Consider the following 14,663-nt stretch of genomic DNA (forward strand, 5'->3'; position numbering starts at 1 on the left):
GAGTATCGGAGCAGAGGTACGACAACAACAAACACGTCGTAAGCCCATCCATGGGGACTCGTAATCGGCATCCTGCCTCTGAACGGTCTTTTGTTGTCATACCTCCGCTCCTTAAAAAGATGGGACAACCATGATTCCACATTATCGTGAAAGACAGACCTATTGGGCGTTACTCCGCGGAAGCTCATCCGACTGGTACATCGATATCTGGTGATTATCCGGGTCGGCAATTTCGGCAGACCATCCACCCGGTGCATGGCTTACCGGGGTCACAATCGTGGCGCCCTTTTCGGACAGCGCATTCACCGTATCGTCAATGCCGCCTTCGGGAAGCTCAAAGACAATGATGGGTGAGTTCCCGGGCCGGGATTCCTGCTTGAAAAACAGCAATTCTATGCCGTTTTCGACAGTCGCGACGAGCCAGTCATCTCCATTACCGTCGTCGCTCATTCGCTGAACATCAAGCCCAAGCACATCCCGGTAAAAATGCTCGGTTTTATCAACATCGCTGATGTAATAGCAAATGGCGCCGATTTTACTCTTATTAAACATCGTTTACTTCCTTATTGAGTGTGGGTTCACCTATAGGTTGCCGCGACCTGCGGTTTTGTGAGCTCACCATAAAAAGATGTCCATCGGGGTCATGACTGGCCAGTAAGCCGTCATTGTGACGCGACATTTGCAGCAGGGCTTGCCTGATTTGCCCAAACGCCAACTCTCCCTTTAACGTCGAAATTCCGGAAACATCCCGGCCATCAAACGTTCGCCAACGCCGCTTTATTTGTACGATGCGTTGTCTTAGTGCCGCGTCTGACACCCGCAAGAGCCAGCCAATTTCGGCTTTTGTGTGCCCGGCCAAGGCCAACTGCGCGGTTGCTTTCAGGCTTCGCGGCAGCGTATCAACGAAGTCTTGCGGTGATTCATGGCTCTCTTCTTGGGTTTCGTCCGTCAGAGTGGCAGACGCTTCTCGTTGTTGACGCCGCACAGCTGAGCGCGCATCGAAAGCAGCCCGTTTTCTCAAGGCCCCGTATAACCAACGACGGTTCTGAATGCAGGACAGATCGGAACGCCCTTGCTCGATTGCAGCAAGAAGAATGGATTGCAGAAGATCTTCCGCTTCATCAATATGCCGAGCGACCTTGCGGGCGTATTGGAGAAGTTGGGAATAGGATAGGTGTTGGCTAGTTTTCATAGAGCAATACGCCCGGATGCTTCTCTTGTTATGATTTAAAGCATCGACTAATTAATAGTGGAATGCCTGTTTCTTTCCAAAAGCTTAGCGATATCCCACCACTAGACATACCTCCATGTTTAAAACGATCAATCGTGATTTTACCTTCATATGTTATGGGATTTGCTAAAGAACGCTCAATTTCAGTTTCTATTAAAGTCTTAAGCTCGTGCTCACTTTCAGGCAACTCAACATTTTCCAGCTTTTCTTTAAGTTCATCCCAAAGATAAGGATCGCCTCTTAATCCCCATTGTTCAGGCTTTGGATCGAAGACTTGCGATACTTTCATACTTTAGAACCATAAACGTTTACGGCTGTGGCGAGGAACGAGTCCCAAGTCCATAGTTGTTAGGAGCATTCCTTTAGTCGCTCCAACTTCAAATAATGCGAATACATCACGTCACATACATCCATTACCCTTAGAGGTACTACTTGTTCACCTGGCTCAAATACATAAGTAGTATCTTTAAAATCAGCTTCAAAATATGAGAACGTGCGGTTGTAACATCCACCATCATGAAGACTATTTCTAGTATTTCGAATCACTTCAAATTCACTATAAATAACCTCAAAATTTTCCAACTCCAAGGCATTTATAAGCTTTTTAAATAGTTTAGATATTTTGAATTCAGTCCGACCAGTGATTTCAAAGTACTTATCTCTGAGATATTTCTCATAAAAAATCCAAACTACAAACAAGTGTCCAATACTATTTTGCCTCACATATTCATCTCTTAGAATCTGATTTTCCGAAAGGCGAATGTACTTGGAAAATAGCGCTCCTTGAGCCCCCCTCTCCCTTGAACTTTCCAATAATGCATGTGACGAAAACTCAAAAAACAATACAGATGTAAAGTTCATTAGTTGCTCGGGGAACCAGGATCTAACTCCTGCTTGTGATAGACGATCCTGAAATCGTTCGATGTCAGCTAGAGCATTTCCTATTGTCGGCACTACTGGCTGCTAAAAGTTTTTTTACGCCGCAATCACAGCTTTTTTACGATGCGGCAAAATCAGAAGGCCGCCATTATGTATATCCTCTTATACAGCTCATCATCAGGGCTTTCGAAAAGATAGTCAATTTGCAGGTCTTGGAAAAGCAGCATACGCATTTTCTTCTTACATTGTGACGCGTAGAGTCCACACAGCGAATGCGGTTAGGTTAGATCGCAATAGCCTTTGATGTCGACTAACTGATATTTTGCCACTCATACGACATCTCATCCTGATACCCAGACAAACCCACCCAAAAGCCCGAAGAGACGCCTTGACTCTTAACCATCCGCCCATACATCCAAACCACATCCTCAGGTGACGCGTTTTATGATCCCGTTTTCAATTCTTGACCTAGCCACCATCTCCGAAGGTCATTCTCTGGCGTCGGCGCTGGAACAAACCCGTAATACGGCCATTGCGGCTGAAAAAGCCGGTTACCATCGCTACTGGCTGGCCGAACACCATGGTATGCGCAGTGTGGCGAGTTCAGCGACGTCAGTGTTGCTCTCTCACATCGGGGCGCATACGCAACGCATTCGCATCGGCTCAGGCGGGGTCATGCTGCCCAACCATTCGCCGTTGGTCATTGCGGAGCAGTACGGCACCTTGGCAGAGCTGTATCCTGGCCGGGTGGATTTAGGGCTGGGTCGTGCGCCCGGAACCGATATGACCACCGCCCGGGCGCTGCGGCGGCAGATGAACGACTCGGTCGACAGTTACCCGAACGACATTGTCGAGCTGCAGCGGTACTTGAGTGATCAGGAACAGCCGGTGCTGGCCATTCCCGGCCAGGGCACGAATGTGCCGCTGTGGCTGTTAGGTTCCAGCCTCTACAGCGCGGAGCTTGCTTCTTACCTCGGCTTGCCTTACGCGTTTGCGTCTCACTTTGCGCCGGACGATCTGATACCGGCCATGCAGGTGTATCGCGATGGTTTCCGTCCGTCTGAACAGCAGGAAAGCCCCTATGCGATGGCCGGTGTGATGGTGGTGCTGGCCGATACCGACGATGAAGCCCAACGCTTGTTCACCTCGGTACAACAGAAGTTCCGCCAGATGCGTACTGGTGAGAACACGCCGATGCCGGCACCCATCGACACGATGGAAGGCGTTTGGAGCGAGAGCGAAAAGGCGATGGTGAACCACATCCTGCGTTACGCCATGGTTGGGACGCCCGAATCAGTTAAACCGAAGCTGACGCAGTTCATTGAACAGACGGGTATCGATGAGCTGATCGTGTCCATTCCAATCCACGATCCAGACGCTCGCTTGCATTGCCTGACCCAACTGGCGGAGCTGCGCAATTCACTGTAACGAATGACCGCCGGCGCCCGATTCGACCAACCTCGGTTGGCAGCCGGCAACCCCGTTTCCGGCCTTTTTCGCGTTTAGCTTGAACGCCGCTCGGTCTGACGATACTGTCGTCGTCTAAGCAGACAAGGAATGCTGATGAGACCGACACTGACCACCCCACGACTTGTGCTCAGACCGTACCGGCTAAGCGATGCGCCCAGAGTTCAGCAACTGGCGGGCGACAAGATCATCGCGGACATGACCGCCAACATTCCGCACCCTTACCGCGATGGCATGGCAGAAGCCTGGATTGAACAGCACGACGCTTGGTTTCAGGCTGGTTCAACCATTTCTCTGGCCATTACACTGAACACGCAGGACGCCATCATCGGCACCGTCAGCCTGTCCCAGATTCATCAAGGCTGTGGCAATCTCGGCTATTGGCTGGGTGTGCCTTTCTGGGGTCAGGGTATCGCGACGGAAGCCGCCCGCGAAATGGTCCGTTATGGCTTTGAGGAGTTTGGTCTGACGACCATCGTTGCCCAGCACTTACAAGCGAACCCGCGCTCCGGTCGCGTCATTGAGAAATGCGGGCTGACGTATCAGAACACCGACACGGTCAACGGCCGCCTCGTGAAGCACTACGTCGGTTACGCGTCATCCGAAACAAGGGCGGTCACGCCATGACCGCTATCCGATTCGACCCTATTGCCGACCCCTACAGTGACAACGTCTTTCAGCGCATTAAGTCCGGTCTGTACACCAGTGTCGATACGGTTTTTGGTTGGAAGGATGACTTTCAACGTCAACGGATTAAAGACGAGTATCGTGCGGAATGGTTTTACTGGGCCATGGCGGAGGATCAGTGCCTGGGGCTGGTGTGTTTCAAACCCTACGACCACGCGTTGCATCTGCATTTGATCATCGTTGATGCCGCGTTACGCGGTCAGGGTGTCGGCAAAAAGATTATGCAGGCCATTCATCACCGCGCCGATGCGGAAGCCCGTACAGTCACGCTGTCCTGTTTTCGCTGCAACACCCCGGCGTTACATCTGTATCAGTCGTTGGGGTATGAAATCACCAGTGAAGAACCTGAGTTTTTGCTGTTTCGTCGGCCCGGAATCATGGATTCGAAAACGGACACCGAGTAATCGGCATGTCGTCTACACTTTAAGAAAAATATCTGGATGGAAAACCCATGTCACCACTTGAACTGTTTGGCTACCTCGGTTCCGTTTTAATCGCTATATCTCTGATGATGTCCAACATCAAACGTCTGCGCTGGATTAACCTCGCGGGGGCGGCGGTGTTCAGTGCGTATGGCTTTCTGATTGGCGCGCTGCCGGTCTTCCTGTTGAATGGCTGGATTGTGGTGGTGGACATCTATTACCTGGTCAGGATGTATCAGTTCCGCGACGACTTCGACATGGTGCGGCTGTCCTCGGTTCATACACCACTGTTTCAACTGCTGATGAAACGCTATGGCGATGACATGAACATTTACTTTCCCAAAGCGACCATTGAGGCGATGGAAAATGCGACGGCGATGCTCATTTTCCGCAACATGAAACCGGTTGGCTTGTTTGTCTATCAGTCGGTTCAGGGCCAGCCCGGCACCATTGAGGTTTTGGTCGATTATGTCATCCCGCAGGAACGGGATTTTAAAACCGCTCAATACCTGTTTACGCACCACACTTCGGAGTTGCGTCGCCTCGACATCAAAACCATCATTTCAAAAAGCGAACGGCCTCAGCACATCGACTACCTGAAAAGAATGGGTTTTACGCAACAGGATGACCGGATGGTTTTGGATTTACGCGAGGGGTCCTGACGGCTTTACAGCGACAAACCAAACTTGCGCAGAATCACCACCATCAGTCCGTAGGTCAATGCGGTTAAGCTGATGGCAATGACCAAACTGAGATAAAAATTGATGCCGCGTTGCAACAGCAAAGGCAAGGCAATGAACAGCGACAGCGATGGAATGACTAACCAGAACACACTGCTTGCCAGTGCGCTGACTTGACGAACGCTGCCGGTATCGATGTACAACCAAATCATTGCCAGCACCGAGGTCAGCGGAATGGACGCGAGGATCGCGCCCATCAAAGAACTGCGCTTCGCAATCTCCGAGATTAACACCACCAAAACCGCGGTCACACCAACTTTCAGCAGATAGTATCCCATGGTTTGTGCGTCCTTACTCGGTTGAAGCGCGCATACGCCGCCCTTTTACATCGATGGGCAGCGCACGTTTAAACATCAGCGCTAGCGCCCCGATGTATTTCTTACTTGCGGGTTGCCCGCAGCATCCAGGCGGTTTTCTCGTGAATGCGCATACGATCGGAGACCAGAGCGGCCGTCGATTCGTCTTCGGCATCCTGCGCCAACTTCAACACAGCGCGGGACGTTTTAACCACCTGTTCATGGCCCTGTGTGAGACGGTCAACCATCTCTGCAGCGCTGGGCACGCCTTCCACTTCTTCAATAGAGCTCAGTGCAGCAAAGGCTTTGTAAGTGCCGGGTGCCGCCACATCCAACGTACGAATGCGCTCGGCAATTTCATCCACAGCGGTGGCCAGTTCAGTGTAATGCTCTTCGAACATCAGGTGCAGTTCACGAAACTGCGGGCCGGTGACGTTCCAGTGAAAGTTGTGTGTTTGCAGATACAAGGTGTAGGAATCGGCCAGCAATCGCTTAAGACCTTCGGCAATTTCTTCCCGGGCGGCGGCATTAATTCCGATATCGATGTCTGTCATGGTGTACCTCCTGTTAACGTGACAAAAAGGTGTGTCCACAGAGTTTGTGGGTCCGATTCAAACAATATCAACCCGTGTCCCTGCCGAGGTGATATATATCAGTGTAGACTAATGAGGAACCAACCTAATGTGCTCAGATGAGAATGCCGCACACACGGTAGCGCTGAGCCCAGTGTCTAATTTTCACGCTCTGTTACAGGAACTGCGTTGTGTTAAATGACCCTATCCAAGTCCACGTTACCCGCGGTGGCATCACCGAAAGCCAACATGACATTTCTGCCGTGGTCATCAACAGTCACGGCAATGTGCTGGAACAGTGGGGCGATGTCGACAAACCGGTGTATCCGCGCAGCGCGATTAAAGCGCTGCAAGCCCTGCCTATGGTGGAACGGGGAGGTGTGGAACGGTTTGGGTTTTCAGAAAGTGAACTCGCGCTCTGCTGCGCGTCGCATAATGGCGAAACGGAGCACGTCAACACAGCACAATCGATGCTCGACAAGGTGTCCTGCAGCGAAGCGAATTACGAGTGCGGAAAACAATGGCCCATGCGGGTTGAGGCGGGCTACGCACTGGCCGCCGCCGGGCAATTACCTGACCAGCGCCATAACAACTGCTCTGGCAAACACGCCGGTATGCTGGCGTTAGCGCAGCTGCTGGGCGTGGACTCGGCGGGTTATATTGCGGCCGATCACCCGGTTCAACACACCATCCGTGAAACCTTTGAGCAAATGTGCGATGTCGATTTAAGCCGGGCACCGGTATCACCGGACGGTTGTTCAGCGCCAACCTGGGCTATGCCGTTAACTGCATTGGCGCTTGGATTTGCGCGCTTTGCCGATCCGCAATCGCTGCCGCCCGAACGCGCTCAGGCATGTCGTGCGCTGTACCAGGCAGTGATCCATCATCCGTTTATGGTGGCCGGCACTGAACGCTACTGCACCGAGATGATGACGGTGTTGGGTGATCGGGCGTTTTTAAAGGTCGGTGCCGAAGGCGTCTACATTGCCGCCATTCCCGGGCAGAACATCGCTATAGCGCTGAAGTGTGAAGATGGTGCAAAACGCGGCGCTGAACGGGTAATGACCGAGTTACTGGATCGCTACGGTGTCACCAAAGGGCTCAGCGACGCCGAGATGGCGCCCTTTCGTACCCCGGAAATCCGCAACTGGAACGGGTTGCTGACCGGAGTTATTCGCTGTGACATTGTGGAGCTTTGAGACAAGCAGTCGATGACCCTTCAACAGAAAATGTACACTTTTCTCAGCGTCGCTCAGCGGCTGAACGATCGGTTCGACTCCGCACCGATTCTTTATGGTTCACTGGGCATGTCGCAAGCCATCGAGCAGTCACTCGATACCGATGACATTGATATATTGATCGAACACTCAATTTACCGGAATCATCTCGATCGTCTGCGCGCTGAAATGGCATCGCTGGGGTTTACATTGATCGATGCGAAGGAAAACATCTTTCAACGCGACGGACTCGACGTCGGTATTGCCCATGACGGTGACCTGATCGACTTCGCCGGAATTGACCCCAAGCACCTGACGGTTATCACGCAACCTGCGCGTTATCGAATTCTCAGCCCTGCGCAGTATTTGGCCATTTACCGGGCTTCGATTAAGGACGGCTATCGCCGCGAGCAACGACAGAAAAACGATGCTCAAAAAATTGCCCTGCTGGAGTCGTTCCTTAGCAGGGCGTGATCTTACTTTTTCGGTTTTTCCGTCACCCACAATGGGATGATGCCTTCGACCACGACATGTCCATTCGCATCGGTCGCTTTTACCGTCACGTTCACGTCGCCCGGCTGCCAGGCGTCGGCATCGACCGTGGCTTCAGCGATCAGATCCGTCGTCGATTTCGCCACATAATTCACATTCAGGCCCTTGGGCAACCAACGCAAATGTTTCGGGATGGACGCTTCAGCCATTGCGCCCATGGCCATTTCCAACGCGTTACAAACGGCAATGGCGTGTACCGTCCCAATGTGATTGTGCACGGCTTTGCGTTTGGGTAAGCGCACGCAGCATCGATTCGGTTCCAGTGTCTCGATGAAAGGCTTGATGGTTTTGAAATACGGCGCTTTGGCCGCAAACACTTTACTGAACAAGCGCTGGCCAAACGGCAGGCGATTAAACTTGGCCTGCATGTCCAGCAGGTAATTATTGTGGCTCATGGTGCTCTCTTTTTGTCGTTATGGTTTTTACAGTGCGTTAATCGCGTCCTGAAGCCCTTCCAGCGTCAATGGAAACATGCGCTCTTCAGACAGTTTTTCGATGATGCCGATGCTGTCGACCCACTTCCATTGATCCTGTGGCGTTGGGTTTAACCAAACCAGCCGATCAAAATGGTTCTGAATTTTCTGAAACCAGAATGCGCCGGGCTGTTCGTTCATAAAGTCGATACTGCCGTAAGGCTGCAGAACCTCGTAAGGCGACATCGCCGCGTCACCGACAAAAATCACTTTGTAATCTTTGCCATAGCGGTGCAGCAGGTCTTCCAGTGGAATGACGGAATCGGCCATTAAATGATTGTCCTGCCAAACATAGTCGTACACAAAATTATGAAAATAATAATGCTCGAGATGTTTAAACTCGGCCTTACAGGCACTGAACAACTCTTCACTGGCTTTAACGTGATAATCCATCGAGCCGCCAACATCGAGCAGCAACAACACCTTAACGGCGTTGTGACGTTCCGGTCGCATTTTCACATCGAGCAAGCCAGCATTTCGGGCAGTGGATGAAATCGTGCTGTCGAGATCCAGCTCATCGCTGGAGCCGGTACGGGCAAAGCGTCGCAACGCTCTTAACGCAATCTTTATGTTGCGCGTGCCGATTTCGACCTGATCGTCCAGGTTTTTGTACTGGCGCTTTTCCCAGACTTTGACAGCACGACCTTTGCCGCCCGGCCCGCCAATGCGAAAGCCTTCCGGGTTATAGCCGCCGTGACCGAACGGGCTGGTGCCGCCGGTACCGATCCATTTGCTGCCACCTTCATGCCGTTCCTGTTGTTCATCCAACCGTTCGCGCAGCGCTTCAAAGAGTTTGTCGAGACCGCCCATGGCTTCAATCTGCGCTTTCTCTTCTTCGGTCAGTTGCTGCCACAAGGGGTTATTCAGCCAGTCATCTGGCAGATCGGTTGGAATCGGGTCTGGCAGAGCGCGGACCCCGTCAAAAAACGAAGCAAACGCGCGATCAAACCGGTCGTACTGACTTTCGTCTTTCACCAGGCACAGACGCGACAGCTGATAAAAATCATCCACCGTTGGGGCGGTCAAATCACGTGACAACACGTCGATCAGATCCAGCCACTCGGTCAAGGTGACATTGACGTGGGCATTCTTGAGATGTTGAAAAAACTGAACCAGCATGGTTCAACCTTACCCGTCTTTTCGACGAGACATAAACGCCAGCCGCTCGAGCAGATGCACGTCCTGTTCGTTTTTAATCAAGGCGCCAAACAGCGGTGGCAACGCCTGTTTGAACTCGCCGTCGCGCAGCTGATCGGCCGACAGTTCGTCGCTGACCAACAGCTTTAACCAGTCAATCAGTTCCGACGTGGAAGGCCGTTTTTTCAGGCCGCGTACTTCGCGGATATCAAAGAAAATTTCCAGCGCGTTGCGCACCAGTTCGGTTTGCACACCGGGGTGATGCACGTCGACAATGGCCTTCAGGGTGTCATAATCCGGGAAGTTAATGTAGTGGAAAAAGCAGCGGCGCAGAAAGGCGTCGGGCAGCTCTTTTTCGTTGTTCGAGGTAATGATGACAATGGGTCGGTTTTCCGCGCGAATGGTTTCCCCGGTTTCGTACACGTGAAACTCCATGCGGTCGAGCTCCACCAGCAGGTCGTTCGGAAACTCAATATCGGCTTTGTCGATTTCATCAATCAACAACACCGCGCGTTTTTCCGACGCGAACGCTTCCCAGAGTTTTCCGCGTTTAATGTAGTTGCCGATATCGTGAACCCGATCATCACCCAACTGACTGTCCCGCAGGCGGCTGACCGCATCGTACTCGTAAAGACCTTGCTGCGCTTTCGTGGTGGACTTGATGTGCCACTGAATCAACGGGGCGTCCATCGCCTGCGCAATCTCTTCCGCCAACTGCGTTTTACCGGTGCCGGGCTCACCTTTCACCAGCAGCGGACGTTGCAGCTGAACCGCGGCATTGACCGCCAACTGAAGTTCTTCGGATGCAATGTAGTTTTCCGTACCTTTAAAAGCCATTGTCACTCTGCCTGTTCTGTCTGATTAACCAAAGACCGTCACCAGCTGGCGCGAAAGGGCCAGCAGTGTCCCGTCTTGTGCGTAAATTTTTGCTTCGGTATGGCCATAGCCATCGGCGGCCTGAACGGTGTCTACGTCATAGCCAATCCAGTCGGTGCCTCGAATCGGCGGATGCGGATGCACAAACTCTACGTTCCAACTCAGTGTGCTGGCCGGTGCGGGCCAGCGCAACAGCTGCAACACCGTCGGCGGCCAGACGTCGATCAATGCCATCAGGTGTGCATCGGTAAAGGTCGCCGGTGCCTCGCTCAGGCGCATCCAACCTCGATAGTGGCTGGTCTTCCGACCGGTAAAGGGCATACCGCCTTCGTCAATTTTCAGATCGATGTAACGGTGAAACTTGGGCGTGACCTTGGGAATCTGGGGTACCCAGTTTGCTTTCTCCGGCACCGGTGCTCGCTCAGCGGGAGGCTGTCGAACGTTGATTTTAGACGCTCGTTCCTGCCCGAACGCCGCCATCGCCTGCACCGAGACCTGGCCGCACTGACATAACCGGGCCTGCATCTGTGTCACGTTTTTGCCATCACGCAGATGTTCAACCTCGATGGTAAATGGCTCGTCGGTGTTCAAAGGGCCGATAAACTGAGTGGTCATCACCCGTAAATCCCGGGCATCAAGCAGCTCTGACGTCATTGCCTGCAACATCAGGGCACCGGACAAGCCACCGAACACTGTACGGCCCTGACCCCAGCTTTCAGGGATGACCAGTTCACGGCCCTGGCGCGCCACGCTGAGAAGTTCGTCTATCTGAGTCATGCGGTTTGCTTTCCTGAAGATCCGACCGGTAGCCTATTCAAACGGTCGTTTGAATGGAAGCCTTTGTCATGTTTTTCTGCATTCGTCGGGGTGACCGGCTACATTCGGACGACGGGAAACGGCAGACGCATTTCGAGGGCGGTTCCTTGAGCAGATGGGGAGTCAACAACCCGAATGGTGCCGTTTAAACGGCGGGTGACCAAGCTGTGAACCAAAGCCAAACCCACGCCGGAGTAGCGACCGATTTTCGAGGACGTAAAGGGTTCAAACACCCGATCGCGCAACGCCGTAGGAATGCCCACACCATTGTCCGCAAAGGTCAGGACAGCGCTGTCGCCTTCCCAGGTTAGGCGTAACTCAATCTGCCGATTGGTCTGATCCGGTTCTGTAAAGCCGTGAACTAATGCATTTTCGGTCAGCACCGACATGATCTGCATCCAGACATTCGGATTGGCCTCGGTTAACACCGCCTCATCAATGGCCACCTGCAGTTTCACATCGTCAAACTCGGCATCCGACAGAAACAACGATACTGAATCCTTAAGCAAACGGGCCAATGCAGACACGCTCTGGTCAGTCTCATCTTCGTCGGCCACCATGTATTTGACGTTGCGGATCAACCGATCGGCCTGATCAACACATCGATCCGACAGAACGGCGGCCTGCTGAATGGTATTCAGGTTGTCGGCTAACTGACTCTGGCGCAATGTGCCGGCCTGCAATGCGCCGAGCAGCTCCCTTACCTGCGTGCCGATGATGCTGGCAGAGGTCCGGATATTCCCCAACGGCGTATTGATCTGATGGGAAACACCTCTGAGCAAATGCTGAACCGCCGTTTGCTTTTCCTGTTCGATCATCAGGGTTTGCAGTTGTTCCAGCTCGTTACGCGCACGTTCGGCTTCCAGGGCAGCGGCTTCGTAGCGTTCACGCAACTGTACTTCGTCATCAATGTTAACCAGCACACTCATGACACAGTACCCGTCCAGATAACGCAGTCGCTGATCCTGCACTAACAGCCAGACCTCTTCGCCATCGGAGCGGCGGGTTTTAACGGTAATGGGGTCGGCATATCCCTGCTCAATGACCTGATGGTAACGAGCCCTGGCCAAGTCTTTTACGTCGTCAGGAATTTGCGCCCAGATGGACCCCTGATCCAGGAACGCCTGCGCACTGTCATACCCATAAAAGTGCGCATACTCTTCGGTCACAAAAATCGGCTTAAATTCCTGATGAATCTGCAACGTAATGCCATGCAACCCCGTGATGGCTGCGATCAGGTCTTTAACATCCAGATCCTGAATCTTCAACGCGTATTACCTCAACAAACACAACAGGCTGCTAGGACCAATACTATTTGCATGCGTTCTGTTGGCGCTGTGAACGGTTTTAAGTTCGGCAGATTGGATGCAAATAGTGTTAACAGACCCTAAGCATAGACCGCATTGAGCGCCTTTGCCGAAGTCAAATCCCGGTAAACGGTGCCAATCGACCGGCAGCTTAGGCATAATCAGTCCAAATTTCTGACCGACCTCGATGACGTTACTGCGATGATTCTATTATTTGTTAAAGATACCCTTCAGTTTTACCGGCAAAACCTGATGCTGTTTGTGGGTATTTTGCTGCCGATTCTGCTGCCCTATGAAGTGGCAAACTGGTTGATTCAGCGCTTCTTCGTCACCGACCCGCAAAGCCTGACTCAGCAAGTGCCCTCAATGATGCTGTGGATTACCGTTTATCCGGTGTATCAAGGCGCATTGATTCTGGCGGTCAGTCAGCGTTTGGCGGGCAACTCTCCCACACCATCATTGCTGTGGCAGCAGGGCGTACGCTTCTGGTTTTCTCTGGTCGCGGTTAATGCGCTGTTTCTGGGAGCGGTGTTTCTGGGAACGCTGGCGTTCATTCTGCCAGGCATCTATCTGGCTGTGCGTTTAGCGCTGGCAGAACAGAACGTTCTGTTGAATGTTGAGTCGCCGATTGAAGCGTTAAAGTCCAGTTGGGAAGACACCTCGGATCAGTTCTGGAACATTTTTCTGGGCTCGCTGTTGCTCGGCCTGGTCACGCTGTTGCTTGCCTTCCTGATCAGTTTGCCATTCCGGGGAATTGAAGATATCCACAACCCGATCCTGATTCTGCATGCGTTACTGCAAGCACTGCTCTATCCGGTCTTCGTGATTTATTACCTGCGCATTCGCCACTACGTTCAACACAGCGAATAACGCCTCAGCGAAACGTTACCGGGATGCGCACCCACTGTCCTTCGACAATAGTGCCATTCCGCGCCGGCTGATACTGCCATTGCGGCGCTTGTTCGCTGGCCGCCTCATCTAACAGCTCGTGTCCTGAGGATTCCAGGATACGAACCTGATTGAGTTTGCCTTCAGCATCGACAAATCCCCCCAGAACCACGGTCCCGCGTAATCGCCGACGCAATGCGTCGGGCGGTGTAATGACCCGAGGAGTCGGGCCGGCATAACGCGCAGGCGTGAGCGTTGCCGGCATAATTGTTGGATCAGAAAACCCTTTGGCCGAGACGAGATCATCGGATGGTTCAGCCTCGGATGACGTCGTTGCCGCACCAGTGGTTTCATCAACAGCCGGCGTAGAGGATTCTGAAGGGGTATCCGGTTCCAAAGCTTCTGGCACTGTCGGCGTTGAAGTCTCTGTCTCTGCTTTGTGCGATTCCGCAACGTTGTCTGGCGTCGTTGAAGGCGAAGACTCCATTGATTGCTCATCCTCTGCGTCGCTGATGGCAACTTCGGATTGCATTGCGGTGACAACCGGCTCGGTCTTCGTTTGCGGCGCTGGAGCGATTTCCGGTGTGAGGGGTTCTGATGGTTCAACAACATCAGCAGGCAACTCGGTGACCGGCGATTCAGGTGGCGCAGATACAGGTTCTGGTACTGGTTCTGCTGCCGGCAGAGATTCCGCTGGTACAGGTTCTGGAATAGCAGGTAATTTTTTGCCGGCCCGAATTGACAGACTGACGGATGTCGACGAAGCGGCCGGCATTGTCGGTTCTGCTGGCAACGGCGTCCACAGCATCATCAGCCACAAATGACCCAGCAAAGACAGCAAGAGAAAAATGGCCAGGGCCGGGAAACGGTTTGATTGTTCGTGGTTGACCAATCGCTGACACACTCTATAATCGCTGCAAAAATCAGGTGACCTTTCGTTTAAACGGGAAACTGGTGCGAATCCAGTACTGCCCCCGCAACGGTAAGGGAGAGTAAACCATCCACCGGGCTGATGCCACTGAGAAATCGGGAAGGCGCCCGCGTTGGACAGCGATCTGCTGGCTCTGCCAAGTCCGGATACCGGCCTGATCAGTCTTTGGGTA

General features: G+C 52.7%; 19 protein-coding genes and 1 riboswitch. Of the genes, 7 read left to right on the forward strand and 12 right to left on the reverse strand.

What is annotated here, in order from left to right:
- Positions 1-159: 159 nt before the first annotated feature.
- Genes MED297_RS11025 through MED297_RS11040 form a run of 4 tightly spaced genes read right to left on the reverse strand, consistent with a single transcriptional unit; the run spans position 160 to position 2,092 of the window.
- Positions 160-552, reverse strand: coding sequence for a VOC family protein (locus tag MED297_RS11025; RefSeq protein WP_008044913.1), 393 nt, complete (start codon positions 550-552; stop codon positions 160-162).
- A complete protein-coding gene (locus MED297_RS11030) occupies positions 545-1,192 on the reverse strand; it encodes an RNA polymerase sigma factor (RefSeq protein ID WP_008044920.1) in 648 nt (215 codons plus the stop codon). Before MED297_RS11030 ends, MED297_RS11025 begins: the two co-directional genes overlap by 8 nt.
- Before the next feature lie 28 nt (positions 1,193-1,220).
- Positions 1,221-1,520: a hypothetical protein gene (locus MED297_RS11035; RefSeq protein WP_008044923.1), complete on the reverse strand. Its 300-nt coding sequence runs from the start codon at positions 1,518-1,520 to the stop codon at positions 1,221-1,223.
- Positions 1,521-1,579: 59 nt separating this feature from the next.
- The gene (locus MED297_RS11040; RefSeq protein WP_040557001.1) at positions 1,580-2,092 is read right to left on the reverse strand and encodes a hypothetical protein; all 513 of its coding nucleotides are present in this window, start codon (positions 2,090-2,092) and stop codon (positions 1,580-1,582) included.
- A 462-nt stretch (positions 2,093-2,554) separates the two neighbouring features.
- On the opposite strand from MED297_RS11040, the gene MED297_RS11045 reads away from it, so the two are divergent.
- The 4 genes from MED297_RS11045 (at position 2,555) to MED297_RS11060 (ending at position 5,348) form a co-directional block, all read left to right on the forward strand.
- A complete protein-coding gene (locus MED297_RS11045) occupies positions 2,555-3,538 on the forward strand; it encodes an LLM class flavin-dependent oxidoreductase (RefSeq protein WP_008044928.1) in 984 nt (327 codons plus the stop codon).
- A 135-nt stretch (positions 3,539-3,673) separates the two neighbouring features.
- Complete coding sequence (locus MED297_RS11050; protein ID WP_040557003.1) at positions 3,674-4,204, forward strand: GNAT family N-acetyltransferase; 531 nt, start codon at positions 3,674-3,676, stop codon at positions 4,202-4,204.
- Positions 4,201-4,668, forward strand: coding sequence for a GNAT family N-acetyltransferase (locus MED297_RS11055; RefSeq protein WP_008044930.1), 468 nt, complete (start codon positions 4,201-4,203; stop codon positions 4,666-4,668). The genes MED297_RS11050 and MED297_RS11055 overlap by 4 nt, the downstream gene beginning before the upstream one ends.
- 47 nt (positions 4,669-4,715) lie before the next feature.
- Positions 4,716-5,348 carry a YgjV family protein gene (locus tag MED297_RS11060; protein WP_008044938.1) on the forward strand — a complete coding sequence of 211 codons (633 nt, stop codon included), beginning with the start codon at positions 4,716-4,718 and terminating at the stop codon, positions 5,346-5,348.
- Between the two features lie 5 nt (positions 5,349-5,353).
- On the opposite strand, the gene MED297_RS11065 is transcribed toward MED297_RS11060, so the two are convergent.
- Together MED297_RS11065 and MED297_RS11070 are read right to left on the reverse strand one after the other, a co-directional pair.
- On the reverse strand, positions 5,354-5,704 hold the full coding sequence (locus tag MED297_RS11065) for a DUF3147 family protein (protein WP_008044944.1): 351 nt from the start codon (positions 5,702-5,704) through the stop codon (positions 5,354-5,356).
- A 101-nt stretch (positions 5,705-5,805) separates the two neighbouring features.
- Positions 5,806-6,276 (reverse strand): Dps family protein, encoded by a 471-nt coding sequence (locus tag MED297_RS11070; RefSeq protein ID WP_008044948.1) that lies wholly within the window; start codon positions 6,274-6,276, stop codon positions 5,806-5,808.
- A gap of 209 nt (positions 6,277-6,485) precedes the next feature.
- Here MED297_RS11070 and MED297_RS11075 point away from each other — a divergent pair, with 209 nt between their 5' ends.
- Complete coding sequence (locus MED297_RS11075; RefSeq protein ID WP_008044949.1) at positions 6,486-7,493, forward strand: asparaginase; 1,008 nt, start codon at positions 6,486-6,488, stop codon at positions 7,491-7,493.
- Positions 7,494-7,505: 12 nt separating this feature from the next.
- A complete protein-coding gene (locus tag MED297_RS21310) occupies positions 7,506-7,985 on the forward strand; it encodes a hypothetical protein (protein WP_008044950.1) in 480 nt (159 codons plus the stop codon).
- Positions 7,986-7,987: 2 nt separating this feature from the next.
- On the opposite strand, the gene MED297_RS11085 is transcribed toward MED297_RS21310, so the two are convergent.
- From MED297_RS11085 to MED297_RS11105, 5 genes are all read right to left on the reverse strand, one after another.
- Positions 7,988-8,458: a hotdog fold domain-containing protein gene (locus MED297_RS11085; protein ID WP_008044951.1), complete on the reverse strand. Its 471-nt coding sequence runs from the start codon at positions 8,456-8,458 to the stop codon at positions 7,988-7,990.
- 27 nt (positions 8,459-8,485) lie between these two features.
- Positions 8,486-9,655, reverse strand: coding sequence for a vWA domain-containing protein (locus MED297_RS11090; protein WP_008044952.1), 1,170 nt, complete (start codon positions 9,653-9,655; stop codon positions 8,486-8,488).
- Between the two features lie 9 nt (positions 9,656-9,664).
- A complete protein-coding gene (locus MED297_RS11095; RefSeq protein WP_008044953.1) occupies positions 9,665-10,510 on the reverse strand; it encodes an AAA family ATPase in 846 nt (281 codons plus the stop codon).
- A 24-nt stretch (positions 10,511-10,534) separates the two neighbouring features.
- The gene (locus MED297_RS11100; protein ID WP_008044954.1) at positions 10,535-11,326 is read right to left on the reverse strand and encodes an acyl-CoA thioesterase; all 792 of its coding nucleotides are present in this window, start codon (positions 11,324-11,326) and stop codon (positions 10,535-10,537) included.
- A gap of 98 nt (positions 11,327-11,424) precedes the next feature.
- Positions 11,425-12,633 (reverse strand): sensor histidine kinase, encoded by a 1,209-nt coding sequence (locus tag MED297_RS11105; protein WP_008044955.1) that lies wholly within the window; start codon positions 12,631-12,633, stop codon positions 11,425-11,427.
- 240 nt (positions 12,634-12,873) lie between these two features.
- Here MED297_RS11105 and MED297_RS11110 point away from each other — a divergent pair, with 240 nt between their 5' ends.
- Positions 12,874-13,542, forward strand: a complete 669-nt coding sequence (locus MED297_RS11110) for a hypothetical protein (protein ID WP_008044956.1) — start codon at positions 12,874-12,876, stop codon at positions 13,540-13,542.
- A 4-nt stretch (positions 13,543-13,546) separates the two neighbouring features.
- Here the strand turns inward: MED297_RS11110 and MED297_RS11115 are convergent, their stop codons facing one another.
- Positions 13,547-14,452 carry an energy transducer TonB gene (locus MED297_RS11115; protein WP_008044957.1) on the reverse strand — a complete coding sequence of 302 codons (906 nt, stop codon included), beginning with the start codon at positions 14,450-14,452 and terminating at the stop codon, positions 13,547-13,549.
- A gap of 16 nt (positions 14,453-14,468) precedes the next feature.
- A riboswitch (cobalamin riboswitch) is annotated at positions 14,469-14,663 on the forward strand.

Origin of the sequence: Reinekea blandensis MED297 (genome assembly GCF_000153185.1) — a bacterium.
Classification (GTDB): Bacteria; Pseudomonadota; Gammaproteobacteria; order Pseudomonadales; family Natronospirillaceae; genus Reinekea; species Reinekea blandensis.

Bases quoted from the DNA above. Each gene is read 5' to 3' on its own strand.
- MED297_RS11025 (WP_008044913.1), bottom strand. From the start codon at position 552: ATGTTTAATAAGAGTAAAATCGGCGCCATTTGCTATTACATCAGCGAT.
- MED297_RS11030 (WP_008044920.1), bottom strand. From the start codon at position 1,192: ATGAAAACTAGCCAACACCTATCCTATTCCCAACTTCTCCAATACGCC.
- MED297_RS11035 (WP_008044923.1), bottom strand. From the start codon at position 1,520: ATGAAAGTATCGCAAGTCTTCGATCCAAAGCCTGAACAATGGGGATTA.
- MED297_RS11040 (WP_040557001.1), bottom strand. From the start codon at position 2,092: ATGAACTTTACATCTGTATTGTTTTTTGAGTTTTCGTCACATGCATTA.
- MED297_RS11045 (WP_008044928.1), top strand. From the start codon at position 2,555: ATGATCCCGTTTTCAATTCTTGACCTAGCCACCATCTCCGAAGGTCAT.
- MED297_RS11050 (WP_040557003.1), top strand. From the start codon at position 3,674: ATGAGACCGACACTGACCACCCCACGACTTGTGCTCAGACCGTACCGG.
- MED297_RS11055 (WP_008044930.1), top strand. From the start codon at position 4,201: ATGACCGCTATCCGATTCGACCCTATTGCCGACCCCTACAGTGACAAC.
- MED297_RS11060 (WP_008044938.1), top strand. From the start codon at position 4,716: ATGTCACCACTTGAACTGTTTGGCTACCTCGGTTCCGTTTTAATCGCT.
- MED297_RS11065 (WP_008044944.1), bottom strand. From the start codon at position 5,704: ATGGGATACTATCTGCTGAAAGTTGGTGTGACCGCGGTTTTGGTGGTG.
- MED297_RS11070 (WP_008044948.1), bottom strand. From the start codon at position 6,276: ATGACAGACATCGATATCGGAATTAATGCCGCCGCCCGGGAAGAAATT.
- MED297_RS21310 (WP_008044950.1), top strand. From the start codon at position 7,506: ATGACCCTTCAACAGAAAATGTACACTTTTCTCAGCGTCGCTCAGCGG.
- MED297_RS11085 (WP_008044951.1), bottom strand. From the start codon at position 8,458: ATGAGCCACAATAATTACCTGCTGGACATGCAGGCCAAGTTTAATCGC.
- MED297_RS11090 (WP_008044952.1), bottom strand. From the start codon at position 9,655: ATGCTGGTTCAGTTTTTTCAACATCTCAAGAATGCCCACGTCAATGTC.
- MED297_RS11095 (WP_008044953.1), bottom strand. From the start codon at position 10,510: ATGGCTTTTAAAGGTACGGAAAACTACATTGCATCCGAAGAACTTCAG.
- MED297_RS11100 (WP_008044954.1), bottom strand. From the start codon at position 11,326: ATGACTCAGATAGACGAACTTCTCAGCGTGGCGCGCCAGGGCCGTGAA.
- MED297_RS11110 (WP_008044956.1), top strand. From the start codon at position 12,874: ATGATTCTATTATTTGTTAAAGATACCCTTCAGTTTTACCGGCAAAAC.